This is a genomic window from Comamonas sp. GW821-FHT11H03, from assembly GCF_058807955.1.
In genome coordinates this window covers 391,930-415,950 of record NZ_JBXARF010000003.1, presented here as the reverse complement: position 1 = coordinate 415,950, position 24,021 = coordinate 391,930, and the positions used below count along the sequence as shown (strand labels likewise).

22 protein-coding genes are annotated in these 24,021 nt (G+C 61.3%); 6 read left to right on the top strand and 16 right to left on the bottom strand.

Annotation, left to right across the window (positions count from 1 at the left end; genetic code table 11):
* Positions 1–4 precede the first annotated feature (4 nt).
* The 4 genes from cyoD to cyoA all read right to left on the bottom strand — a co-directional run bounded on the left by cyoD (position 5) and on the right by cyoA (position 4,180).
* Positions 5–430, bottom strand: coding sequence for a cytochrome o ubiquinol oxidase subunit IV (cyoD, locus tag AC1RTQ_RS10195; protein ID WP_492875407.1), 426 nt, complete (start codon positions 428–430; stop codon positions 5–7).
* Entirely contained in the window at positions 431–1,063 is a 633-nt protein-coding gene (gene cyoC / locus AC1RTQ_RS10190) for a cytochrome o ubiquinol oxidase subunit III (RefSeq protein ID WP_003055501.1), read from the bottom strand. It lies immediately after the preceding gene.
* Positions 1,056–3,062 (bottom strand): cytochrome o ubiquinol oxidase subunit I, encoded by a 2,007-nt coding sequence (gene cyoB, locus AC1RTQ_RS10185; protein WP_304350126.1) that lies wholly within the window; start codon positions 3,060–3,062, stop codon positions 1,056–1,058. The genes cyoC and cyoB overlap by 8 nt, the downstream gene beginning before the upstream one ends.
* Before the next feature lie 62 nt (positions 3,063–3,124).
* A complete protein-coding gene (gene cyoA / locus AC1RTQ_RS10180) occupies positions 3,125–4,180 on the bottom strand; it encodes a ubiquinol oxidase subunit II (protein WP_302090972.1) in 1,056 nt (351 codons plus the stop codon).
* Positions 4,181–4,518: 338 nt separating this feature from the next.
* Between cyoA and AC1RTQ_RS10175 the strand changes: the two genes are divergently transcribed.
* Complete coding sequence (locus AC1RTQ_RS10175) at positions 4,519–5,859, top strand: MFS transporter (RefSeq protein WP_492875404.1); 1,341 nt, start codon at positions 4,519–4,521, stop codon at positions 5,857–5,859.
* 118 nt (positions 5,860–5,977) lie between these two features.
* On the opposite strand, the gene AC1RTQ_RS10170 is transcribed toward AC1RTQ_RS10175, so the two are convergent.
* Positions 5,978–6,976 (bottom strand): Bug family tripartite tricarboxylate transporter substrate binding protein, encoded by a 999-nt coding sequence (locus tag AC1RTQ_RS10170; protein ID WP_302090970.1) that lies wholly within the window; start codon positions 6,974–6,976, stop codon positions 5,978–5,980.
* 188 nt (positions 6,977–7,164) lie between these two features.
* Here AC1RTQ_RS10170 and AC1RTQ_RS10165 point away from each other — a divergent pair, with 188 nt between their 5' ends.
* Complete coding sequence (locus tag AC1RTQ_RS10165; RefSeq protein WP_034352381.1) at positions 7,165–8,076, top strand: LysR family transcriptional regulator; 912 nt, start codon at positions 7,165–7,167, stop codon at positions 8,074–8,076.
* Positions 8,077–8,221: 145 nt separating this feature from the next.
* Here the strand turns inward: AC1RTQ_RS10165 and AC1RTQ_RS10160 are convergent, their stop codons facing one another.
* Positions 8,222–9,010, bottom strand: a complete 789-nt coding sequence (locus AC1RTQ_RS10160) for an IclR family transcriptional regulator domain-containing protein (RefSeq protein ID WP_492875401.1) — start codon at positions 9,008–9,010, stop codon at positions 8,222–8,224.
* A gap of 180 nt (positions 9,011–9,190) precedes the next feature.
* Between AC1RTQ_RS10160 and pobA the strand changes: the two genes are divergently transcribed.
* From pobA to AC1RTQ_RS10140, 4 genes are all read left to right on the top strand, one after another.
* Complete coding sequence (gene pobA / locus AC1RTQ_RS10155) at positions 9,191–10,366, top strand: 4-hydroxybenzoate 3-monooxygenase (protein ID WP_034395228.1); 1,176 nt, start codon at positions 9,191–9,193, stop codon at positions 10,364–10,366.
* Between the two features lie 178 nt (positions 10,367–10,544).
* Positions 10,545–11,300: a 2OG-Fe dioxygenase family protein gene (locus AC1RTQ_RS10150; protein ID WP_492875399.1), complete on the top strand. Its 756-nt coding sequence runs from the start codon at positions 10,545–10,547 to the stop codon at positions 11,298–11,300.
* Positions 11,301–11,411: 111 nt separating this feature from the next.
* Complete coding sequence (locus AC1RTQ_RS10145; protein WP_492875397.1) at positions 11,412–12,002, top strand: hypothetical protein; 591 nt, start codon at positions 11,412–11,414, stop codon at positions 12,000–12,002.
* A gap of 157 nt (positions 12,003–12,159) precedes the next feature.
* A complete protein-coding gene (locus AC1RTQ_RS10140; RefSeq protein ID WP_003079494.1) occupies positions 12,160–12,597 on the top strand; it encodes a universal stress protein in 438 nt (145 codons plus the stop codon).
* Positions 12,598–12,663: 66 nt separating this feature from the next.
* Here the strand turns inward: AC1RTQ_RS10140 and AC1RTQ_RS10135 are convergent, their stop codons facing one another.
* The 10 genes from AC1RTQ_RS10135 to AC1RTQ_RS10090 form a co-directional block, all read right to left on the bottom strand.
* The gene (locus tag AC1RTQ_RS10135) at positions 12,664–13,221 is read right to left on the bottom strand and encodes a bacteriohemerythrin (RefSeq protein WP_492875395.1); all 558 of its coding nucleotides are present in this window, start codon (positions 13,219–13,221) and stop codon (positions 12,664–12,666) included.
* Positions 13,222–13,306: 85 nt separating this feature from the next.
* A complete protein-coding gene (locus AC1RTQ_RS10130) occupies positions 13,307–14,290 on the bottom strand; it encodes a Bug family tripartite tricarboxylate transporter substrate binding protein (protein ID WP_302090964.1) in 984 nt (327 codons plus the stop codon).
* A 523-nt stretch (positions 14,291–14,813) separates the two neighbouring features.
* Complete coding sequence (locus tag AC1RTQ_RS10125; protein WP_492875393.1) at positions 14,814–15,584, bottom strand: SDR family NAD(P)-dependent oxidoreductase; 771 nt, start codon at positions 15,582–15,584, stop codon at positions 14,814–14,816.
* Positions 15,585–15,676: 92 nt separating this feature from the next.
* Positions 15,677–16,390, bottom strand: coding sequence for an ABC transporter ATP-binding protein (locus AC1RTQ_RS10120; RefSeq protein WP_080995877.1), 714 nt, complete (start codon positions 16,388–16,390; stop codon positions 15,677–15,679).
* A complete protein-coding gene (gene livG / locus AC1RTQ_RS10115; protein ID WP_003079486.1) occupies positions 16,390–17,157 on the bottom strand; it encodes a high-affinity branched-chain amino acid ABC transporter ATP-binding protein LivG in 768 nt (255 codons plus the stop codon). Before livG ends, AC1RTQ_RS10120 begins: the two co-directional genes overlap by 1 nt.
* A 55-nt stretch (positions 17,158–17,212) precedes the next feature.
* The gene (locus AC1RTQ_RS10110; RefSeq protein ID WP_304349870.1) at positions 17,213–18,451 is read right to left on the bottom strand and encodes a high-affinity branched-chain amino acid ABC transporter permease LivM; all 1,239 of its coding nucleotides are present in this window, start codon (positions 18,449–18,451) and stop codon (positions 17,213–17,215) included.
* A complete protein-coding gene (gene livH, locus AC1RTQ_RS10105) occupies positions 18,451–19,374 on the bottom strand; it encodes a high-affinity branched-chain amino acid ABC transporter permease LivH (RefSeq protein WP_492875390.1) in 924 nt (307 codons plus the stop codon). The genes AC1RTQ_RS10110 and livH overlap by 1 nt, the downstream gene beginning before the upstream one ends.
* 96 nt (positions 19,375–19,470) lie before the next feature.
* The gene (locus AC1RTQ_RS10100; protein ID WP_492875388.1) at positions 19,471–20,592 is read right to left on the bottom strand and encodes a branched-chain amino acid ABC transporter substrate-binding protein; all 1,122 of its coding nucleotides are present in this window, start codon (positions 20,590–20,592) and stop codon (positions 19,471–19,473) included.
* A gap of 349 nt (positions 20,593–20,941) precedes the next feature.
* Positions 20,942–21,604 (bottom strand): RluA family pseudouridine synthase, encoded by a 663-nt coding sequence (locus AC1RTQ_RS10095; protein ID WP_492875386.1) that lies wholly within the window; start codon positions 21,602–21,604, stop codon positions 20,942–20,944.
* 20 nt (positions 21,605–21,624) lie between these two features.
* Positions 21,625–23,805 (bottom strand): PAS domain-containing hybrid sensor histidine kinase/response regulator, encoded by a 2,181-nt coding sequence (locus AC1RTQ_RS10090; RefSeq protein ID WP_492875384.1) that lies wholly within the window; start codon positions 23,803–23,805, stop codon positions 21,625–21,627.
* Between the last annotated feature and the right edge of the window lie 216 nt (positions 23,806–24,021).

The window sequence follows — 24,021 nt, the reverse complement described above, 5'->3', positions numbered from 1 at the left end:
TCAGTCAAGGTGTGACAGCAGCGGGAGCCGTGTGACCTTCGTGATCTGCATTGCCTGCGGCCTGGTGCATTTCATGACCGGGCATCATGTTGGTGTTCATGTGGAACATGACCCAAAGCGTGCCGGAGATCGCAATCGCCAGGAAGATCACCGTGAAGATGGTGGACAGCATGGTCCAGCCGCCCTGGATCTTGCCGTTCATGTGCAGGAAGTACACCATGTGCACGAGCACCTGGATCACCGCGAACAGACCCAGCACGGCCACAGCCGTGGAGCGGTCGGTGATGATGTTGTTCATGACCAGGTAGAAGGGGATGGCAGTCAGGATGACGGCCAGGATGAAACCCTTCACATAGTCGCCCATGGTGACGTGCAGGTCGTCGTGATCGTGGTGATCGTCATGACCGGCGTGGATATCGTGTGCGCTCATTTACAGCACCCCCATCAGATACACAAAGGTGAACACACCAATCCAGACCACGTCCAAGAAGTGCCAGAACATGGACAGGCAGTTGATACGGCGCACGTTCTCGTTGATCAGGCCGTGCTTCTTGATCTGGATCATCAGGGTGATCAGCCAGACCAGACCGAAGGTCACGTGGATACCGTGGGTGCCCACCAGCGTGAAGAAGGACGACAGGAAGGCGCTGCTCTGAGGCGTTGCACCTTGATGGATTAGGTGGTGGAACTCATAGAGTTCCACGGCCAGGAAGGCTGCGCCCAGCAGACCGGTGACGGCCAGCCACAGCAGCGTGCCGTTCACGTTCTTCTTTTGCTTTTGCAGCATGGCAAAGCCGAAGGTGATGGACGACATCAGCAGGAAGGCCGTGTTGACCGCGACCAGCGACAGATCGAACAGGTCCTTGCCCGAGGGGCCGCCTGCATAGCTGCGGCCCAGCACGCCATAGGTGGCGAACAGTGCGGCAAAGATCAGGCAGTCGCTCATCAGGTAGAGCCAGAAGCCCAGCGAGGTGCCGTTTTCCGGATGGGGCTCGTGCGCGAGGTGGTACTCGCGAGTAGCCAGGGCGGCTGCGCCGCCAGCGTTGATATGTGTATTAGACATGGGCTGCTGCAAGCTGCTTGGTACGTGCTTCTTCCGATGTGGCCACTTCGGCCGCAGGGATGTAGTAGTCACGCTTGTAGTTGAAGGTATGAATGATCGAGGCCAGGATGGTCGCGGCGAACGAGGCGATCGCCAGAGGCCACATGTGCCAGATCAGAGCAAAGCCCAGAACGGTGGACAGGCCGGCAATCACCACGCCAGCGCCGGTATTGGCGGGCATGTGGATGGGCTCGAAGCCGCTCAGCGGACGCTGATAGCCGTGCTTCTTCATGTCGGTCCAGGCGTCGATGTCGTGCACCACGGGGGTGAAGGCGAAGTTGTACTGGGGAGGGGGCGAGGAAGTGGCCCATTCCAGGGTGCGGCCTTCCCATGGATCGCCGGTCACGTCACGCAGTTCGTCGCGCTTCCAGATGGACACGGCCAGCTGGATGAAGAAGCAGCCGATACCGGCAGCGATCAGGGCAGCACCGCAGGCAGCGATGATGAACCAGATCTGCAGCGAGGGATCGTCGAAGTGGTTGGCGCGGCGAGTCACGCCCATCAGACCCAGGATGTACAGGGGAGTGAAGGCAACCCAGAAGCCGACCAGCCAGAACCAGAACGAAGCCTTGCCCCAGAACTCGTTGAGTCGGAAGCCGAAAGCCTTGGGGAACCAGTAGTTGATGCCGGCAAACACGGCAAACACCACGCCGCCGATGATCACGTTGTGGAAGTGGGCGATCAGGAACAGCGAGTTGTGCAGCACGAAGTCTGCGGGAGGCACGGCCAGCAGCACGCCGGTCATGCCGCCAATGGCGAAGGTGACCATGAAGCCCACCGTCCACAGCATGGGCACCGAGAAGCGGATGCGACCGCGGTACATGGTGAACAGCCAGTTGAAGATCTTCGCGCCCGTGGGGATGGAGATGATCATCGTGGTGATACCGAAGAAGGTATTCACGCTGGCACCCGAGCCCATGGTGAAGAAGTGGTGCAGCCACACCAGGTAGGACAGGATGGTGATACACACGGTGGCGTAGACCATCGAGGTGTAGCCGAACAGGCGCTTGCGGCTGAACGTTGCCACGATTTCGGAGAACACGCCGAAGCAGGGCAGGATCAGGATGTAGACCTCGGGGTGGCCCCAGATCCAGATCAGGTTCACGTACAGCATGGGGTTGCCGCCCAGCTCGTTCGTGAAGAAGTTGGTGCCGACGTAGCGGTCCAGCGACATCAGCACCAGGGCTGCGGTCAGCACTGGGAAGGAAGCCACGATCAGGGCGTTGGTGCACAGGGCAGTCCAGGTGAAGACGGGCATCTTCATCAGGTTCATGCCGGGAGCGCGCATCTTGATGATGGTCACGATCAGGTTGATACCTGACAAGGTCGTGCCCACACCGGCGACCTGCAGGCCCCAGATGTAGTAGTCAAGACCCGTGCTGCCGCTCTGGTGCCCCAGATTGGACAGAGCCAGCCAGCCGGAGGTGGAGAACTCGCCCAGGAACAGGGAGATCATGACCAGCACGGCGCCGCCGGTGGTCATCCAGAAGCTGAAGTTGTTCAGGAACGGGAAGGACACGTCACGTGCGCCGATCTGCAGAGGAACCAGGTAGTTCATCAGGCCGGTCACGAAGGGCATCGCCACGAAGAAGATCATGATCACGCCATGTGCCGTGAAGATCTGGTCGTAGTGGTGAGGAGGCAGGTAGCCCATGTTGTCGCCGAAGGCCATGGACTGCTGCAGACGCATCATCACGGCATCGGCAAAGCCGCGCAGGAACATGACCAGACCGAGGATCATGTACATGATGCCGATCTTCTTGTGGTCGATGGAGGTGATCCAGTCGTTCCACAGCGGAGCCCAGAGGCGGAACTTGGTGATGCCGCCGACCACGACGAGGCCGCCAAGCACCACGGCAATAAAGGTCAAGAGCACGATGGGCTCATGCGTCATGGGAATCTGGTCCCATGTGATACGGCCCAACAGCCAGTGGGAGGCCGGGGTTGTTGTTTCAGACATGTTGAGTCTCTTTTGTCGTATTGGAGCGGCTGAGCGGTGAGCGCATCCGCACCGTGAACTACTTATTGCTGTGCGACAGCTCCGGAGGCGGCGACTTCGTCGAGCAGGGCGACAACGCGCTCAGCGTCTTGGGAAGTGCAGACATCCAGGGGCAGGGTCACGCTGGAGGTCTTGCTGTGATGTGCAGGTGGCCTGCCGCCGGCGGCGTCGATGGCCATCATCTCGTTCATGCACATCTTGCCGTCTTCCACGCAGCGGTTGAGGACCTTCTGGTACAGGCCTTCGTCCACGCTGGCGAAGCGTTCAACGGGGTTGCGCTCGCTGGGCTTGGACAGATCGATATAGGCATCGCGTGTCAGGGCCTTGCCTTCGGTCTTGGCCTTGGCAATCCACTGATCAAACTGCTCGTTTTCCAGGCCGTGGAACTTGAAGGTCATGCCCGCAAAACCAGCGCCGCTGTAGTGAGAGGACTTGCCGCCATAGACACCGGGCTTGTTGATCACGGCGTTCAGCTCGGTCTGCATGCCGGGCATGGTGTAGATCATGCCGGCCAGATCAGGAACGTAGAACGCGTTCATGGTGTGGGTGGAGGTCAGCTTGAAGTGAATGGGGCGATCCACCGGGGCAGCCACTTCGTTGACGGTGGCAATGCCTTGCTCGGGATAGAAGAACAGCCATTTCCAGTCCAGAGACACGACCTGGATCTCCAGGGGCTTGACGTTGGGGTCCAGAGCCTTGGTGGAGGAGATGCGGTCCAGAGGACGATAGGGGTCGAGCTTGTGGGTGCTGATCCAGGTAATGGCGCCCAAAGCGATGATGATGAGCAGGGGAACCGTCCAGATCACCAGCTCCAGCGCAGTGGAGTGGTGCCATTCGGGGTCGTATTTGGCTTCGGTGTTGGACTGGCGGTATTTCCAGGCAAACAGCAGCGTCAAAAAGATGACGGGGACGATGATGAGCAACATCAGCAAAGTGGCCGTAATGACCAGGTCGCCTTGCTGCTTGGCGACATCGCCAGCTGGGTTGAGGACGACGGCCTTGCTGCAACCTGCGAGGGTTGCAGTCAAAGCGGCCGCTGAGAGCCACGCGGGCCCACGGATTTCCTTGATTTTTAACATGCTTTGGGCGTGACAAAGTCGCGCTTAGGTGTAAACGCGGATTACTGGATCTCGGCAAATGTAATACCAAACGGTGGCTTGTCCATTGGACATTTTGTCCAAGGTCAACTTCTCGGGATTGGAAATGCGCTATGTGACAAGGGTTTAGCAGCTTTGGCGTGTGGACAAACTTTGATCTGACAGGGCTTGAAATTGTCAAATCAGCCCTCAGAAACGGGGGCTGCGCGGGGCTGGTCCGACAGTGCTCAGAGCAAAAACTCTATTGCGGCTGCACATGCTTGGGCGTAGAACTGAAAGCGTCCCCGGGACTGAAAAGTAAGACAAGGAGTTGTACCTTTATGACAAGCATGAACCCGTCCATTGGTCTTACTCAGCAAGACTATGAGAACTCGGAAACCTTGGCCTATGCAGATACCGACGAGGATGTGACCCCTGGCGAGATTGCCGTGGGGGTGATCATCGGGCGCTCTTCCGAGTACTTTGACTTCTTCGTGTTCGGCATCGCCTGCGTGCTGGTGTTTCCCTCGCTGCTGTTTCCCTACATGTCCAAGCTTGATGGCACGCTGGCTGCGTTTGCCATATTTTCGCTGGCCTTTGTGGCCCGCCCCGTGGGCACGGCGCTGTCCATGGCCGTGCAGCGCCGCTGGGGCCGTGCCACCAAGCTGACCCTGGCGCTGCTATTGCTGGGCGTGTGCACGGTGGGCATGACCTTTTTGCCCAGCTTTGAAGCCGCAGGCATGAAGGCCGTCTGGGCGCTTGTGATTTTGCGCATAGGTCAGGGTCTGGCACTGGGTGGTTCCTGGGACGGACTGCCCTCGCTGCTGGCCATGTCGGCCCCGCAGAACAAGCGCGGCTGGTACTCGATGATTGGTCAGCTCGGGGCGCCGCTGGGCTTCATCATTGCGGCAGCGCTGTTTGCCTTTCTGTACTCCAGCCTGACGGCCGACGAGTTCATGAGCTATGGCTGGCGCTACCCTTTCTGCGTGGCCTTCGCCATCAACGTGGTGGCGCTGTTTGCTCGCCTGCGTCTGGTTGTGGGCCAGTCCTATACCCAGCTTCTGCAGGAGCGTGAGCTGGAGCCCATCAGCGTGACCAGTCTCATGACCAACGAAGGCCGCAATGTGATGATCGGGGCTTTTGCCGCGCTGGCCAGCTTCGCGCTGTTTCATCTGGTGACCGTGTTCCCGCTGTCGTGGATTTCCATGTATTCCAACCAGTCCGTGACGGAGGTGCTGGTGGTGCAGATCATCGGGGCGCTGCTGGCCGGCGCGGCCATGATCCTCTCGGGCTGGCTGGCGGATCGTGTGGGTCGCCGCAACACCCTGGGCACCATGGCCTGCCTGATCGGCATCTTCAGCTTTCTGGCACCCTGGCTGCTGGGCAGCGGCAGCACCGGCAACAATGTGTTCATCCTGGTGGGCTTTGTGCTGCTGGGTCTGTCCTACGGCCAGGCCTCGGGCACGGTGACTTCCAACTTCTCGTCACGCTACCGTTACACCGGTGCGGCCCTGTCCACGGACATGGCCTGGCTCATCGGTGCGGCGTTTGCGCCTCTGGTGGCCCTGGGTGTCTCGGCCAAGTTCGGGCTGGTGGCTCTGGGCATCTATCTGCTGTCGGGCGCCTTGTGCACGCTGGCTGCCTTGGGCATCAACCGTGCCATCGAGGCCCGCGATCAGTAAGAAGGTTGCGCGCTTCTCTGCAAAACGCCCGGTGTGGTGCATCGGGCGTTTTTACTGATCGCAGCGCATGAAAAAGCCGCCTTCAAGAGGCGGCTTCTTTGCGGATGGGCGGGCTGGATCAGTCCAGAGCCAGACCGGCCTTCTTGATCACCTCGCCAAAGCGCTTGCTCTCGGAAGCCATGAAGGCCTTGAATTCTGCGGGCGTGGGGTTGAAGGACTCGTAGCCGAAGGCGGCGAACTTCTCCTTCACGTCCTGGCCGGTCAGCGCCTGACGGACGTCGGTGCGGATCTTCTCGACCACGGCGGCAGGGGTGCCGGGGCGCACGGCCAGGGCGTTCCAGCCGATGGCTGCGAAATCCTTGGGGCCGCCCGATTCGGACACCGTGGGCACGTTCTCGAAGCCGGCAATGCGGCTGGGAGCAGCCACCGCCAGGAAGCGCAGCTTGCCGCCACGCACCAGAGGACCTGCCGTGCCCAGAGAGCCCAGGGCGAAGGTCAGCTCGCCATTGGCAACGCCCTGGTACAGCTGGCTGGTTTCCTTGTAGATCACGTGCTCCATCTTGGTGCCGGTCTGGTTTTCCAGCAGCGCCGAGCCCAGGTGCACGGGGTTGCCCACGGACCAGGAGCCGTAGTTCAGCTTGCCGGGATGCGCCTTGGCATCGGCGATCAGATCGCCGATGGTCTTGTAGGGGCTGTTGACGGGCACGCAGACAAAGAAGTAGTTGCGGAACAAGGGCATCAGGATGTCGAAGTCCTTGTTCAGGTCGTAGGGCAGCTTCTTGAACAGGTGGGGGTAGGCCGCGATGTGGACATTGTCCAGCTGGATCATGTCCGTGCCGTCGGTCGCGCCACGCTTGAATTCGTTGATGGCGATGAAGCCGTTGCCGCCGGGACGGTTTTCCACCACCACGGGCTGGCCCCAGGCGCGGCCCAGCTTGTCGGCCACCAGGCGCGAGATGCCATCGGGGCCGCCGCCTACGGGGAAGGGGTTGATGATGCGCGAGGACTTGGTGGGCCACTTGTCGCTCTGGGCGAAAGAGGGGGCTGCCACGGCTGCGGCAATCGCGCCGAGTGCGAATGCAGCTTGGCGACGGCTCATGTTGAGCTGATGGGTCATTTTGTCTCCCTGGAAGGATGTCGATGATGAATTGCGTGTGGACCACGCATTGTTGATATCGTCGGCTGTTATTTTTAGATATTCAGGCCCAGTTAATTACATTGTGTCACTTGGGCCATAAACACCTAGGTCTAGCTGAGGCTAGCAGCTATAGCAAAATAGCATAGCTTGTTTTGAAAGGTGTGAGCATGAATCTGCAGCAGATAGAGACCTTTGTTCGGGTGGCCGAAGTGGGGAGCTTCAGCAAGGCTGCGGTACTGCTGGACACGGCCCAGCCGGCGCTCAGCCGTCAGGTGCGGGCCCTTGAAACCGAGTTGCGCGAGACCTTGCTGATCCGTACCGGGCGTGGCGTGACGCTGACCGATGCGGGGCGCCGCCTGCTCGAGCATGGTCACGCCATCATGCAGCGCGTGGCCATGGCCAAGGAAGATCTGGGCAGTCAGCGCGACGAGCCCGTGGGGCGCATCACCGTGGGTCTGCCGCCGAGTCTGGCGCGGCGCCTGACCCTGCCCCTGATCGACGGCTTCAGCCGCGAGATGCCCAAGGCCAGGCTGGCGGTGGTCGAAGGTTTTTCCATGAATATCTCGGAGTGGCTGACTTCGGGACGCATGGATCTGGGGCTGGTCTACACGCCCGAGCCCCATCCGCAGATCGAGGTCTCGCCCGTGCTCGAGGAGCGCCTGTGCCTGATCGGCCCGGCCAGCACGCTGGCAGGGCGCACCAGCATCCCGTTCGAGCATCTGGCCGAGTTCCCGTTGATCATGCCCCAGCACGGGCAGATTTTCCGCAAGCTGATGGAGGCCCAGGCCACGCTGTCCCAGGTCAAGCTCAATGTGGTCTGGGAGGTTTCCAGCGTGCCGGCCATTCTGGATCTGGTGCGCGGCGGCTATGGCTATGCGGCGCTGACCGACAGCGCCATGCACAGTCATGCCACGGACGCTGCGCTGGTGGAGGTGCCCATCAAGTCGCCGCATATCGTCAGCACCTTGTGCCTGGTGCAGCCCGCCAAAAAGAAGTCCACACCACTGATGCGCCGCACGGCCGAGCTGCTGCGCCGCCTCAGCATGCAGGTCTGCTCGGTGGAGAGCGGCCATATCTGAACGCCGCGCCTGCACCGGGGCATGGCCGCTGATGAAGCATGCTCCTGTTAGGAGAGCTTGTTACACTTGTTGAATAACGATTTCAGATACATATCTACCTGAAATCTATATAAGGCAGGCGCTATAAGCTTCTGAAATGATAGCGTCAAAGCTGGGGGCGCAAGGTTCTGGCCGCTTCCTGCAGCAGCGGCAGTATTTCCTGCTGCATGGTGTGCGGGCTCATGCGTTTGGCCGATGTCACCACATTCAGCGCTGCCACGGTGCGCCCGAGCATATTGCGCAGCGGCACGGCCACGGCCTGAATGGCCAGTTCATGCTCTTCAAGCGCCATGCAGTAGTCGAGACGGCGCACCTCGTCGAGCAAGCCCTTCAGCGCCGCGCCATCGGAGACCGTGTGCGCCGTCAGCTTGGGCAGGTCATAGGTGGCCAGCCAGTCGTCGAGCTCCGAGCCCGAGAGCGAGGCCAGCAGCACCCGGCCGGTGGACGTGGCGTGCGCCGGCAGACGCGTGCCCAGGTGCAGTCCGTGGGCCATCAGCCGTTCGCCTTTTTCATGAACGGCGCTGCGCGCGACGATGACGACTTCACGACCCTCGCGCACCACGCAGGAGTAGGACAGGCCGGTCTGCGCGGCCAGTCTGTGCAGCACGGGTTGCACGATGCGCGGCAGCCGGGCCGAGGCCAGATAGCTGCCCGACAGGCGCAGCACCTTGGGGGCCAGCCAGAAATAGCTGCCATCGGACTCCAGATAGCCGAGATAGGCCAGCGTGAGCAGATGGCGCCTGGCTGCGGCGCGCGTGATGCCCGCGCGTTCGGCCGCCATGGTGGCGTTCAGGCGCTGGCGTTCGGTGTCGAAGCTCTCTAGTACGGCCAGGCCCTTGGCCAGGCCTGCAATGAAGTCTGCCGGGGCGATGGAGGGGGAGCCGGGGTCACTCATGGAGGGCCCCGCCGCTCTTGTTTTGCGCGATCATCGTTCTCATTGTGCGATTATCGCGCAAACATCGGTTCTCTCCTTTGTCTTGATGCAGCACAAAACTTAGTCTTGCTGCACAGCGCAATCGGCGTCGTCACGCGCGCCGATCGACAGGTTTTTGAGCCATAACAAGGAGTCACAATCATGCGTACACAAGTCGCCATCATCGGTGCCGGTCCCTCAGGTCTGCTGCTGGGGCAGCTGCTCTACAAGGCGGGCATCGACAACATCATCATCGAGCAGCGCAGCGCCGACTATGTGCTGGGCCGCATCCGCGCCGGCGTGCTGGAGCAGGTGACGGTGGATCTGCTCAAGCAGGCGGGTGCCGACAAGCGCATGAACGAGGAAGGACTTCCCCACGACGGTATCGAGCTGCTGTTCAAGGGCAAGCGTCACCGCATCGACCTGAACGGCCTGACTGGCGGCAAGCGCGTGATGGTCTACGGCCAGACCGAGGTGACCCGCGATCTGATGGAGGTGCGGGCCCAGGAAGGCCTGACCACGGTCTACGAAGCCAGCCATGTGCAGCCTGTGGACTTCGAGAGCGACAAGCCCAAGGTGCGTTACGAAAAAGACGGTCAGGTGCACGAGATCGAGTGCGACTTCATCGCCGGTTGCGACGGCTTTCACGGCATCTGCCGCGCCAGCGCTCCCCAGGACAAGATCAAGACCTTCGAGAAGGTCTACCCCTTCGGCTGGCTGGGCCTGCTCTCCGATACGCCGCCCGTATCGCATGAGTTGATCTACGCCAACACCGAGCGCGGCTTTGCGCTGTGCAGCCAGCGCAGCGCCACGCGCAGCCGCTACTATCTGCAGGTGCCGCTGACCGACAAGGTGGAGGACTGGAGCGACGAGGCGTTCTGGGAAGAGCTCAAGAAGCGCCTGGACCCCGAAGCCCGCGCCAATCTGGTGACCGGTCCTTCGCTGGAAAAAAGCATTGCGCCGCTGCGCAGCTTTGTGACCGAGCCCATGCGCTTCGGCCGCATGTTCCTGGCAGGCGATGCTGCACATATCGTGCCTCCCACCGGTGCCAAGGGCCTGAACCTGGCGGCTTCCGACGTGGGCTATCTGTCGCAGGCCTTTGTCGAGTACTACAAGGAGCAGTCCGAAGCCGGTATCGACCGCTACTCCGAGCAGTGCCTGCGCCGCGTCTGGAAGGCCGAGCGCTTCTCCTGGTGGATGACTTCCATGCTGCACAATTTCCCTGGCGAGGGCGAGTTCAATACCAAGGTGCAGGAAGCGGAGCTGGACTACATCGTCCACTCCGAGGCCGGCTCGACTTCGCTGGCCGAGAACTATGTGGGACTGCCCCTGGTTTAAGCCCTGTACTTAAGCCCTGGCCCGCTGCCCGATCGCGGTGCCTTGCGCTGTGCCTGCATTGCTGTGTGCGATGCAGGCATTTTTTTCATCCATGCAATTTGGTTGATGCTGCCTTGCGTAAATTTTGATGCCGAGCCGCAAGCCGGCAGGGCCTGCGAGGAGTAAGCTTGCCGACCTTATGGCGCAAATCATGTTTTCCCCTCCCTACATTGCCGCTGCCGAGGCAGCTCAGTCCTTGCGCACGCGCGGCTACGCCGTGCTGCAGCCCGAGGACTTTGCCCAGTGGATGGGCCTTGGCGTGAGCGATCTGCATGCCATGGATGCGGACTGGCAGGGCTTGCCGCCCGATGCCTTCCTCAAGGATGGCGGCCGCTATCGCCGTCGCCGCCATTCCTGCTTTGTCAGCGAAGGCGATCAGGTGCAGCAGGTGCCCCACCGCGCCCACTGGCAGCCCGTGGAATACAACGCGCTGCACGGGGGCATGCAGCGCATGTTCGAGCCCATGCTGGAGAGCACGACGACGAGCGCGGCATGGCTGGAGATGATCAATGCGCTGGCTCAGCTGGCCGACCAGGTGTTCTGCACCGACGAGCGGCATGAGCGCTGGTTTGTCGAGGCGCACCAGTTTCGCATCGACACCACGGACGGCATCGGACGGCCTACGCCCGAAGGCGCGCACCGCGACGGCGTCGATCTGGTCGCCGTGCTGCTGGTGGGGCGCAAGGGCGTCAAAGGGGGCGAGACCCGCGTGTTCGAAGCGACCGGCCCCAATGGCCAGCGCTTCACGTTGACCGAGCCCTGGTCCGTGATGCTGCTCGACGATGCGCGCATGATTCATGAGACCACGCCGATCCAGCCTGCCGAGCACGGTGGCGTGCGCGACACGCTGGTGCTGACCTATCGCCGCGGCAACTTCCAGGGGGCCGAGCTCTAGGAGTCGCAGGGCCAGGCCGCTTGAGCTGGATTGAGACGGACGGCTTGGTTCGAAAAATTTGGGCAAAACTGTAACGTGCTCAATGCATCAAAGTGACGCCCTCGACACTGCATGATGCAGGCTTGTTGCGGCGAAGCTTTCGCCTCCTCGCCTTTTCGAGTCTTCCTGGCATCCAACAAGCCACAACCGCTGGCCGACACCACGCCCCTGCCGGGCGTGTTTTTTTATATGAATCGCTTTTACGCCCTCAGTATTTCAGTGCTGACCGCTCTTGTCACCGTAGCGGCCTGCAAGCCTTCGCAAGACCGTCCGGCGCAGGCGGCCGACACCAAGGAGCCCACGATCTACTTTCGCAATGGCCTTGAGATTACCCTCGGCGATGCCTCGGTGCCGATTCGCGGCGTGGAGGAATGCCCTTATGGTCTGGCCGCGCCGGCCGGTGCCGTGGTCGAGCTCAATGATGCCAAGTGCATCCGGCTGTCGCACGATACCGAGCAGATCGTCGTGATGCTGGATATGCCGGGCGGCATCGTCCAGGAGGAATGGACCGTGCGCCGCGATGCGCCCAGCAAACCCCATGAGCCAGCCTTCAAGAATGTCTCGCTGTTGCGCCCGGACGGCACTCGCATCACGATTACCGACAAGTCCGACACTTTGCTGGACAAATGCTACGAATACCAGGCGGCCCATGTCTGCATCTGAGCCCGACCTCGGCCAGTGTGAATTTCAGGGTTGATTCATGTCAACACGCTGAGGCATGATGAAGGCAGACTCAACGCTATCTCAAGAGCGGCATCTGCCCCGGGCCTTTGGCTTGAGGTCCGTGTCGCCTGCAACCTGAAAGGAGAAACATATGTCCATGTTCAATCACATCCTGGTTCCGGTCGACGGCTCCAAGCCCTCCATGCTGGCTGCACGCAAGGCCGCTGAGCTCTCCAAGGTTTTCGGCAGCGCCGTGACGGCGGTGTATGTGGTCGATCCCTATCCTTTCACCGGCGTGGGCGCCGACTTTGCCTATGGCCAGTCGCAGTATCTGAGCGCGGCCACCGCCGAAGCCAACACCGCCCTGGATGCGGTCAAGGCCATCATGGATGAGGCGGGTGTGCCCGTGAAGACCCTGGTGGGTGAGGGTCATGCAGTGCATGAAGGCATTGTGCGCACCATGGAAAGCGTGGGCGCAGACCTTGTCGTCATGGGCTCGCAGGGGCGACGCGGCCTTGAGAAGCTGATGCTGGGCAGCGTCACCCAACGCGTGCTGGGCGCAGTCAAAATCCCGGTTCTTGTTGTGCGCGAGTAAGCGTAAGGCGGCTGCACACGAAGCAACGGCTCCTCAGGGAGCCGTTTTTCTTGTGGGTCAGAGTGCTCAGCGATTGAGCAGCCGGGCCAGCCAGCCCTTTTTCTTGCGCTGCAGTTCCAGCTCCTGAAGCACTTCGGCCTTGAGTTGTTCCTTCTGTGCAGCGTGTCCGCTCTCTTTGGTCATCATGCGCAGATAGACCTTGGCCGAGTCCACATAGCCATGGTCTTCGTTGCGGATGTGGTTGAACAGCCAGCGCGAGAGCATGCCGTGCAGCTCGGCGGCCACATCCTCGCCCGCATCGAAGCGGGTCTGCATCTCGATGACGCGACGCGTGAACAGCTCGTGCACTTTTTTGTGCGGGCCGGCGAACATATAGCCGGCGCTCTCGATCAGGCTTTCCTCGAAGACGAAGTGCGAGACGGTGTAGTCGATCATCTCGCCGATGACATCGCCCAGCCCTGCGCGATCTGGCGAGCTGCGCAACTCGTAGAGTCTGTTGATGTAATCGACGATGCGGCGGTGCTGCCTGTCAATCTCCGCAATCCCGGTGTCCAGCTCGGGGACCCAGACCAGCAATGCCATGATGTTCTCCAGAAATTCAGGGGTTTCCGAAGAAGTATTCACGAGCCTGTCATAGGCCGCATTGATGCAGATCAGGCCTATTCGCGCCTGGCAGGGCGGCGCCAATCCTGCGCGCCGCGTCGGGATGTCACTCGATCTTGGCGCCCGAGGACTCGACGACCTGCTTGGACTGCTTGAAGTCGGCCTGGAACATCTTGTCGAAGTTGGCCACGCTCATGGACTGGGGCTCGGCACCCTGGGTCAGAATGGCGTCGCGCACCTCGGGCGTGGCCAGCAGCTTGTTCACTTCGAGATTGACCTTGGTCACGATGGCTGCGGGTGTGCCCTTGGGCATGAACAGGCCGTACCAGGTGCTCACATCAAAGCCCTTGAGACCGGACTCGGCCAGTGTCGGAGTGTCCGGCAGCGAGGACGAGCGCTTTGCCGAGGTCACGGCGATGGCGCGCAGCTTGCCGGCCTTGATCTGGGCAATGGCCGAGGGCACGGAGGACACCAGCAGATCCACATTGCCGGCCAGTGCATCCATCATCGCGGGGTTGGAGCCCTTGTAGGGCACGTGAGTCAGATGAATGCCCGAGGCCTTTTCCAGCATCACGCCGGCCAGGTGGATGCTGGTGCCGTTGCCGGGCGAGCCGTAGGTGATCTTGGACGGGTTCTTCTTGGCTGCAGCCACCACGTCGGCCAGCGTCTTGTAGGGCGAGTTGGCGGCCGTGGCGATCACGATGGGGGTGTAGGCTACATGAGCCACGGGGGTCAGATCCTTGCTGGGGTTCCAGGGCAGGTTCTTGTAGAGGTAGGGGCCAAGGACCACATTGTCCTTCTGGCCCATCACCATGTCATAGCCCGTGGGCGCCGCTTTTACCGCTTCGGTGATGCCGATGGTGCCGCCCGCACCCGCACGGTTGTCGGGCACCACGGTCCATTTGCTGACTTCGGTGAGCTTGTTGGCAATCACGCGCGAGAGGATGTCAGTGCCGCCACCAGGCGGGAACGGCACGATCATGCGCACGGGCTTGTTGGGGTAGTCGGCAGCGGGGTCTTGTGCAGCGGCTGAAAAGCTCAGGCCCGCGCTTGCGAGCACGGCTGTGCTGATGAGAATTTGGCGAATCATGAAAAAGAAGCTCCAGAGACGAACGGGGGAGCGCTGGCCCGCAAACAAGGGCGGCGCAGTCGCGGCTGGTATCTGAGCCTTGAGCTCGGAAGCCAGAGTCACGGAAGGTGGGCTTTTCGATGATCGGGGACGGTGGTTCCGCCATCAATGGGTATTTGTCTTTACCGGGGAGCGCGAGCCATGCTGTACGGACATGACCGCCATCCGCACACGCTGCACGACAGGGTTGCTGCCGTTGCTAGCACGGGGGCAGCGTACCGATCGGGTGTCGCTGCCGATGTGGCCCACGGGTGCGGATTGTGGTTCTGCGCACAGCTTCAGAGGCTGCTGCAGACCAGTGGAAACATTCTGCCACGCATGAAAGACTTGCCAGGGCTTGGTTCGAGAATAGGCAGGGCCTGCTCCCAGATTTTTTGCGTGGTCCAGTCATTCACGGCAACAAGAGCTGCAGGCGTCCTTAGCCCTTGGTTTGGATAAGGCGGCTGCAGCCGTGTTTTGGAGCACCACTGCCCTGAGTGCGATCTCAGGGCTGGCGTACGTCTGCAATCACCTGGTCGCCGAAGTCCGGTCGCGCCAGCCAGGCCAGCACGCGGGCTGCGGCGTCATCGGCCGAGGTCAGCTGCCCGTTGCTGTGCAGACCTGCAAAACGGCCCACGTCAGGGAAGTCGCTTGACGCTGCGCTGCGCAGTTGCACCTGCATATCGGTGTCGATGACGCCGGGTGCCAGAGACACAATGCGTGCGCCGTTGGGCTTGGCCGCCTCTTCCAGCGCCACGCAGCTGCTGAACTGGTCCATGCCGGCCTTGACCGTGCAGTAGCTGGCTTGCGAGGCCATGGCGCGGCGGCCCAGGCCCGAGGAGATATTGAGCACCTTGCGGGCAATCCTCCAGCTCTCGGTTGCTCCGAGAAAGGCTCCGGTCAGGGCCATGGGCGCTTCAAGACCCACGCGCAGGGCATTGATCATATCGGCGGCAGGCACCTGGGACAGCGGCGCAATCTGCGGCATGACGCCCGCATTGTTGATCAGGGTGATGCTGGTCCATTCACGGGGATCTATCGTGCCCAGCCAGGTCGCCAGGCGCTGCGCAGCAGCAGCGCTTTGTGCCAGGTCCTGCTCCCATTGCAGTAGCTGCGCAGGCTTGCTGGCGCTGGCGCTGGAGGTGAGGGCGGTGCTGGTCTTGCGGGCAATACTCAGCAGCTGATGGCCTTGTTGCAGCAGTTGCTGCCCCATGGACAGGCCCATGCCGCGAGAGCTACCGGTCAGAATCGTCAAATGCTTTGTCATGCCGGGCATCTTACGGGCGATTGAAGACAGAAAAGAGCAAGCCCCGCAAGACTGGCGTCCGGCGGGGCCTGGCGATGACCTCAGATGAGCTCAGTGAGCCTTCAATGCCCCAGGTATGCCTTGCGCACCTCGTCGTTGCTCAGCAGGTTGACACCGCTGTCCTCCAGCACCACCTTGCCGGTTTCCAGCACATAGCCTCGGTCGGCAATCTGCAGGGCGCGGTTGGCGTTCTGCTCGACCAGGAACACCGTCACACCCGCTGCGCGGATGGTCTGGATGATCTCGAAGATCTGCGCAATGATGAGCGGTGCCAGGCCCAGTGTGGGCTCGTCCAGCAGCAGCAGGCGCGGCTTGCTCATCAGCGCGCGGCCTATGGCCAGCATCTGCTGCTCGCCGCCGGACATGGTGCCCGAGCGTTGCGCTGCACGCTCTTTCAAGCGAGGAAAGAGCTTGAACACATGCTCGACGCCGTCGGCGATCTCGGCCTTGTTCAGGAAAAAACCGCCCATCTGCAGGTTCTCGGTCACCGTCAGGTCCTTGAAGACACGACGGCCTTCGGGCGAGATGGCAATGCCGCGGCGCATGATGTGATGAGTGGACATCTGGGTGATGTCCTCGCCCTCGAACAGAATGCGCCCGCTGCTGGCACGAGGGTTGCCGCAGACCGTCATCAAGAGCGATGTCTTGCCTGCACCATTGCTGCCGATCAGGGTGACGATTTCGCCCTGATCGACATGCAGGCTGACATGATTGACCGCGCAGATCGCGCCGTAGTGGGTGGAGACCTGCTCCAGTTGCAACATATGCTGGCTCATCAGGCCTCTCCCAGATAGGCCTTGATGACCCGTTCATCATTGCGAATCGCCTCGGGCAGGCCCATGGCGATGGGCTTGCCGTATTCCATGACCAGAATGCGCTCGGACACTCCCATGACCAGGCCCATATCGTGCTCGATCAGCAGCACGGCCACGCCGTACTGTTTGCGCAGATCGTCGATCAGATGCTGCAGGTCTTTCTTCTCCTGCGGGTTCAGGCCGGCGGCGGGCTCGTCCAGCATCAGCACGCGAGGCTTGGTGATCATGCAGCGCGCAATCTCCAGCCGGCGCTGGTGACCATAGGCCAGATTGCCGGCCTCGCGGTTGGCAAACTGGCGCAGGCCCATCACGTCCAGCCATTGCAGCGCGTTGTCGATCTTTTCCTGTTCGGCACGGCGATAGCCTGGCGTGTTGAACAGGCCGCCAAGCAGCGTGGCGCGCGACTGGCGGTGCTGTGCGACCAGCAGGTTTTCCAGTGCCGTCATGCTCTTGAACAGGCGCACGTTCTGGAAGGTGCGCACCACGCCGTGGTTGGCGACCTGGTGGCTGCTGTGGCCTGCAATGCTCTGGCCGTCCAGAACGACCGAGCCGCCTGAAGGCTGGTAGAACCCGCTGATGCAGTTGAATACCGTGGTCTTGCCCGCGCCGTTGGGGCCGATGATGGCAAACACTTCCTGAGGGCGTACGTTAAAGCCCACGTTGTCCACGGCCAGCAGGCCGCCGAAGCGCATGCACAGGTCTTTGACTTCTAGCAAATACTCGCTCATGCGCTTGCCCTGCCTGTGGTTGTAGTTATTGAAATAATAGCGTTCAGGTGCAGCTTCATGACTTCACCTCCACTTGGTGTCGCTTCATGGGCAGCAGGCCCTGGGGGCGCCAGACCATCATCAAAATCATGACCAGACCGAAGATCAGCATGCGGTATTCGGAGAACTCGCGTGCCAGCTCGGGCAGCACGGTCAGGATGATGGCAGCCACGATCACGCCTAACTGAGAACCCATGCCGCCCAGCACCACAATGGCCAAAATCAGGGCCGACTCGATGAAGGTGAAGGACTCGGGATTGACGATGCCCTGGCGAGCGGCGAAGAAGGCGCCGCCGAAACCCGCGAACATTGCGCCCAGCGTGAAGGCCGAGAGCTTGATCTTCATGGGGTTCAGGCCCAGCGAACGGCAGGCGATTTCATCCTCGCGCAGCGCTTCCCAGGCGCGGCCTATGGGCATGCGGATCAGTCGGTTGCTGATGAACAGCGTCACCATGGCCAGCAGCAGGGCCATTAGATAGACGAAGATCACCATGTGCATGGAGTTGAACTCCAGACCGAAGAACTGATGAAAGGTCGTGCCGTCCTCGGTCAGGGGCGAGCGGGTCATGGGCAGGCCCAGCACCGTAGGCTTGGGAATGCTGGAGATGCCGTCGGGGCCGCCGGTGAAGCTGGTCAGATTGGTCAGAAGCAGTCGGATGATTTCACCGAAGCCCAGCGTCACGATGGCCAGATAGTCGCCGCGCAGGCGCAGCACGGGAAAGCCCAGCACGAAGCCGAACAGGGCCGAGGCAGCGCCGGCCAGCGGCAGCGCTTCCCAGAACGTCCAGCCAGCCCAGTGGAACAGCAGCGCATAGGTGTAGGCACCCACGGCATAGAAGCCCACAAAGCCCAGGTCCAGCAGGCCGGCAAAGCCGACCACCACGTTCAGACCAAGGCCCAGCATGACGTAAATCATGGCCAGAGTCGCGATGTCGACGGCATTGCGGCCAGCGAAGAATGGCCAGGAGGCGGCCATCATCAGCACCACGAAGATGACGACGTTGCGTGTGCCCGACTTCATCTGCGGCACGGCCGGCAGATTGACCTTGGGCAGCTTGCCCGCGAGCAGGGGCTTGAGCATTTGCACGACAAAGATGGCAAGGCAAGCCCAGCCGGTCATGCTCCAGTCGGGGCTGATGATGGTGCGCACGCCGGCGCGCTCCAGATGCAGGCTGAAGATGGGGGTGACGACGATGGCCGTCATCACGGTGGCGATCAGCGCATCGCGCAAAGCGGCAGAAAAGCTGTACTTCATCAGACTTTCTCCACTTCAGGTTTGCCCAGCAGGCCCGAGGGGCGGAACATCAATATGGTTACCAGCAGGCCGAAAGCCACGATGTCCTTGTATTCCGACGAGATGTAGGCGGCAGCAAAGGTCTCGGCTACGCCCAGAATCACACCGCCGAGCATGGCGCCGGGGATGGAGCCTATGCCACCCAGCACGGCGGCCGTGAAGGCCTTGATGCCGGCGAGGAAGCCAATGAAGGGGTTGAGCTTGCCCACGGCCAGCGCAATCAGAACGCCGCCCACGGCGGCCAGCACGGCGCCCAGCACAAAGGTGAAGGAGATGACCTTGTTGGTATCTATGCCCAGCAGATTGGCCATGTGCATATCCTGAGCGCAGGCTCGCGAGGCACGGCCCATGCGCGAATGCTTGATGTACATGGTCAGTGCAATCATCAGCACCACGGTCACTGCGATGATGAGCACGCGGGTATAGGGGATGAAGACCTCGAAATTACCCATCTGGAAATTGATGGCGCCGGGCAGCAGCGAAGGCACGGCCATATCGCGGGCGCCCTGGCCCAGAGCCACCCAGTTCTGCAGGAATATGGACATGCCGATGGCCGAGATCAGTGCTACCAGACGCGGGCTCTGGCGCACGGGCTTGTAGGCCACCTGTTCGACGACTAGGCCATAAACTCCGGTGACGAATACGGCCACCACCAGCATCAGGCCGATGATGGCCCATACCGGCAGACCGCTTTGCGTGCCAATCGCCGAAAGCGTCACGAGGCCTATATAGGCCCCGATCATGTAGATGTCACCGTGTGCGAAGTTGATCATGCCGATGATGCCGTAGACCATGGTGTAGCCAATGGCGATCAGGGCGTAAATGGCTCCGAGTGAGAGCCCGTTGAATAGCTGTTGTATCAGCTGAGGGAGAAAGTCTGACATGTAACGCCACCCTTGAAACAGGAAAAGGCCCGAGGGCCAGATAACAAACATCCGGAGACATGGCCCCTGCCATTGCCTCCGGAGAGAGTGGTGGAATTACTTGGCGAGCGATTTGCTGCCGTCCTTGTGCCACTGGAAGACCTGGAAATCGAAGGAGTTCAGGTCACCCTGCTTGTTCCAGGACACGGGGCCCAGCACGGTGTCCACGCCGGTCGATTTGTGCATCCAGTCCGCCACCTTGGCGGGGTTGTCGCCAGCGGCCTTGATGGCGGCCAGCAGCGATTGAGTTGCGGCAAACGACGTCAGCTGGAAGGCACCCGAGGCATTGCGCTTCTTGTCCTGGAAGGCCTTCACAACGGCAGCGTTCTTGGGGTTGGCCGCAAAGTCGGCGGGCAGAGTCACCAGCATGCCTTCTACGGCAGGGCCGGCAATGGCGTTGACTTCGGGGTTGCCCACGCCTTCAGGACCCATCATCTTGACCTTCAGACCTTGCTCGGCAGCCTGACGCAGCAGCAGACCCATTTCGGGGTGGTAGCCGCCGTAATAGACAAAGTCCACGCCTGCACCCTTGAGCTTGGTGATGACGGCGGAGTAGTCGCTGTCGCCTGCGTTGATGCCCTCGAACAGGGCCACTTCAATCTTGGCCTTCTTCAGGTCGTCACGCACAGAAGAGGCAATGCCCTGACCGTAAGACTGCTTGTCGTGCAGCACGGCAACTTTTTTGGGCTTGAGCTTCTCGGCAATGAACTTGGCGGCGGCCGGGCCTTGCTGGTCGTCACGGCCAATGGTGCGGAAGATGAAGTGGTAGTTCTTGCCGTCGGTCAGAGCGGGCGAGGTCGCAGAAGGAGTGACGACCACCACGCCTTCGTTGTTGTAGATGGGCGCGGCGGCAATCGAGGCACCCGAGCAGACGGGACCGACCACATAACCGATTTTGTTGTTGACCACGCGGTTGGCCGCGACGGGGCCTTGCTTGGGTTCACAGGCGTCGTCCACGGGTACCAGCTCGATTTTCTTGCCATTGATACCGCCAGCGGCGTTGGCCATTTCAACGGCGGTGGTGGCGCCTTCCTTGACCATGTCGCCGTACTGAGTCAGCGCACCGGTGGTGGGGATGACCAGGGCGATCTTGATTTGGGCATGCGCGGTGGAGACCAGGGCGGCACCAGCCAGGCCCAGGGCGGCAACAACGGTTTGCATGCGGAACGGAATGCTCATAAGGACTTCCTTAATCTCGAGAGATGTTCGAAAAGCGCGATTGCTGCCATAGCAGTTCGCGCAAAGAAGCTCAGATTAATCGAGTGGTCAACGAAGGCAACAGGGTATGCAGGGGCTGGTGCAGGCTTTCGGTTTTTGCTATGTCGTGCATAGCAGCTATTACCCAAGGGCTATGGCTTGACCTTCATTTGTGATGTATGTGCAAGGTCCAGGCCCGAGCGGTGCGGCAAGTGTCTGCATCAGCGGTCTTCGGGTGCCGATTTTTGGGGCTTCAGGCGCAGCTTCAAAGGGTCTTTGTTGCAGCGCGGCAACTATTGGCGCTTGACGGCTGCTGCCAATTTGATCGGGCTTAAAAAAGAGGCTCGCTTTTTAGCTGCAGCAGTGCACCGGTGACCGGGTGCGCCAGCTCCAGTGCTGCAGCATGCAGCAACAGGCGTGGGCTGGCGCTGACCACTGCTTCGCTGGCATAGAGCGCATCGCCCAGCATGGGGTGGCCCATGGCAGCCATATGCAGGCGCAATTGATGGGTGCGGCCCGTCAGCGGGCTCAGCAGCACGCGGGTGCAAGGCTGTCCCAACTGCTCGGTGTGCTCGATCACCCGCCACAGCGTCTGGCTGCTTTTGCCGGTTTCGTGGTTGATGACCCGCAGCGGTCGACGCTCCCAGTCGGCCGCTATCGGTAGATCGATCAGTTGCCAGCCCCTGGCATCCGCTGCTTCGCTGTGCGCCTGTAACTCACCGGCCACTACGGCGATATAGCGTTTGTCGACCTTGCGCTCGGCAAAGGCCTGGCTGAGCTGGCGTTGGACGGCCGGATTTCGAGCCATGACGACCAGACCCGATGTGGCCTGGTCGAGGCGGTGCACGACCAGTGCATCGCCGAAATGCTGGAGGGCACGCAAGCTCAGGCAGTCTTGCTTGTCGGGGCCGCGACCGGGCACGCACAACAGGCCCGAGGGCTTGTCAAGCACCAGCAGGTGCTCGTCTTCATACACACAGTTCAACGCACTCATTCAAACAGCTATCGATGGTTTCAGGGGTTGAGCAGTTCATGCACCGTGGCGCAGAACTCCTGCACATCGTTGGGCTTGTGGATCAAGGCTCTGGCTCCGGCTGCAATCGCGGCCTGCTCGATTTCTGCCGTCACATAGCCGGAGGCAAGTGCCACGGGCAGTTGAGGGCTGATCTGCAGAGCCTGTCTGAGCAGGTCCAGACCGCTGAAGCCGGGCATGTTGTAGTCGGTGACTATGAGGTCAAAACGCTGTGGCTCCTCATGCAGAGCAGCCATGGCCTCATGAGGATCGGTAAAGCCCGAGACTTCATAGCCGCGCCGGCGCAGCAGGCGCTGAAACAGAAAGACCAGAGCCTGATCGTCGTCCACATACATGACATGGCTGGCGCGCGTGGCCAGGACCAGCTCGGGCGGTGGGGCTTCGGGCTTGTCCATGCGCATGGGCGGCAGCGCACAGTGGCTGGAAGTCGGGTCGCTGAGAGGAAAGTACAGCGTAAAGCAGCTGCCCTGACCCAGTTCGCTGTGCACATCGACAGCGCCGCCATGGGTGCGCATCACGCCATGTACGACCGAGAGACCCAGACCTGTGCCCTGGCCGACCGGTTTGGTGGTGAAAAAAGGCTCGAAGATGCGCCTCTGAGTCACGACGTCCATGCCGGGGCCCGAGTCCTGCACCATAAAGACCAGGTATTCGGCCACGGCCAGACCCAGGCGCTCGCATTGGTAGCTGTCGGGAGCAATGCGCATGGCACGCATCTGGATGACGCCGCGCTGACTGCCAATGGCCTGCATGGCGTTGTTGCAGAGATTGAACAGTGCCTGTTCCACCTGAGTGGGGTCGGCCAGCAGCGGCGGCAGGTCGCTGGACTCCTGCACCTGAAGCTCTATGGAGGGAGGCAGAGTCACGCGCAGCAGGCGAGCCGTGTCGGACATGACTTCCTGCACCTGAACCGGACGCCGTTCAGGCAGGTCATTGCGGCTGAAGGTCAGAATCTGGCGCACCAGATCTCGGGCGCGGCGACCGGCTTTTTCGATCTCGCGCAGGCTTTCCATGGCAGCCGGGTTGCCGCAGCTATCGGCCTTGGCCAGCTCCACGTTACCCAGGATTGCGCCCACGATGTTGTTGAAGTCGTGGGCAATCCCGCCGGCCATGGTGCCCACGGCCTGCATCTTGTGGGATTCGCGCAGCTGGGTCTCCAGCACATTGCGCTGGGCTTCGGCGCGATTGCGGCTGGTCAGGTCGCGCGCAAAGATGGTGGTGGTGTCGCCGCTGCTGTGGTGCTCGAAGGAGACGCTGATTTCCATGGGGATCTCACGCCCCGACAGGGTCAGGCCCGTCATCTCGCCCAGTACGGCCTGTGTGGTCAGCGAGGAAAAAGCCAGTGCCCGAGCGGCATCGGGTAAAAAGCGCTCCAGCGGGCTGCCCAGGGCATCCTGAGTCGAGCACAGAAAAAGGGCTGCTGCGGTGGGGTTGAAGACGGTGATGCGCTGGTGCTGATCGACGCAGATGATGGCGTCCAGCGCGGAGTTGATGACCGACTCCAGCCGTCTCTCGCTGGCATAAAGCTGCTGGTTGCGCTCTTGCAGCGCCTTGCGCTCGGCAAGCAGCGGGCCTTGATTGACAACGGCACACAGATACTGCCAGGTGGCCGGACCGTTTTGCTGGGGCACGACCACGCCGGCCACATGCAGGTCGCCGCAGAGCTCGAATTCTTCGGTGATCTGGAACAGAACCTCGTGTACCTCGGCGCGTCCCAGCGCTTTGGCCTGCTCGAAGGCCGTAGTCACGCGCTTTGCGTCGTTGGCATGCACAAAGGGCTTGAAGTTGATCAGCAACCGGTCTTTTTCGGTGGGCTGAAATGCGCGGTGAGCCATGGCATTGGCCTGGACCACCATATCGAATTCATCCACCACCAGCAGCGGCAGCGGAATGCTGGCAAACAGCGTTTCAAACCGCTCCGAAGCGCTTTCGGCGACGGCCTGGCTGTAATTGAGCACTTCGTTTTGCAGCTCCAGCTCGTGCTGGTAGTTGCGCAACTCCGCCACCAGGGCCTGCAGCGGGTCTTCATCCTCCGGCACCAATGGCTGGGTGTTGGCGTTCAGGCCCAGCGGGACAGCACCGGGGGCCAGCAGGGCATGCAGAGGCAGGCCGCCATCAATGACAGGCAGCAAGGGTGGGGGAGTGGGTTCAGAGGAGCTCATGAGACATGCAAAAGACCTCGGCAGTGTAAGCCGCTCCCTGCCTTGCCCTTGAAAAAGGCGGACAGTCAACCGGTATTCAGGCAGCACGATGCGCGGTTTGGCGGCAGCAACGCAGATTGCATTGATGTTGTGAATGTGCTCACAGCCGGCGAACAGCGATGGGTTGGCAGGTGTTCGGCATTGATTGGGCATAGAAAAGCCAGTGCGACAGAGCGC